The following is an 854-nucleotide window of genomic DNA, read 5'->3' on the forward strand; positions in this document are numbered from 1 at the left end:
ATATTTGGGTTTATATGTTAGCCAGTAATCATTTAACCGCTCAGTGAAACTTCCCGCTATATCGCCATGTAACAAATATTGTTCAAGTAAACTCGATACCAATTTTACATGCGCCAATTCTATTTCAGCATTCTTCAAATTTTCTTTTGAAATGGCGTCCTGAGCGTTTTCCACACCTTGTGATATTACATGGTTTAAGCTTGCATTAAGCGGATGCGGTGGCATGTGCTCTCCATTTACATATAACGCTTTGCTAAGGGGCAATTGACTGTAGGCTATACTTGCGCGAAGCGCCAAGCCAACAGTTAATTGTCCCAGTGAGTTTACGAACGAACTTGAGCAACTTGTTATAAGCCATCTTTTGCACCGTGCGTAAACAATAAAAATTTTGGGGCATACCCCGTAAATACAACGTGCCCTGAGATATATGACATACCAAACGTCAAGATACCTAAAAGCCAACTAATATGATCATATGGTTCTGTAAACGCAAAAGTAACGGTAGCTAAAATAGCAAAAAATGAAAGTATAAAGATGAACCCCGCAAGCACTCTAAAAGGAGTTCTAACTTTAGCTAATTGTTCCCTCGGTAAACTCATATATTCCTTTGGCTTATAACGCCGCAATATGGGGCGTATTAAGCTTGGCTAAAATTAGCGAAGAATGAGCGCCAGCCAAGCTTTAGACGTCCCATCCATAATTGCCTTGTTATATGTAAATTACTTTTGCGTTAATCGGTAATTATGAGCTTCTATAGCATGATCTAAAAATTGCCAAGGAACATACATATTATTTACGTACACGGAGAAAGCATTTTCAATATATTTGGGTTTATATGTTAGCCAGTAATCATT

The 854-nt window shown here is 38.1% G+C and carries 1 protein-coding gene; it reads right to left on the reverse strand.

The window, feature by feature from the left end; genetic code table 11:
- Positions 1-225, reverse strand: a 225-nt coding sequence (locus L1D51_RS21530) for a hypothetical protein (protein WP_239964845.1), incomplete at its 3' end; no start/stop codon positions are given.
- Positions 226-854: the final 629 nt, after the last annotated feature.

The sequence above is a fragment of the Pseudoalteromonas shioyasakiensis genome (assembly GCF_022398475.1).
In the GTDB taxonomy this organism is placed as follows: domain Bacteria; phylum Pseudomonadota; class Gammaproteobacteria; order Enterobacterales; family Alteromonadaceae; genus Pseudoalteromonas.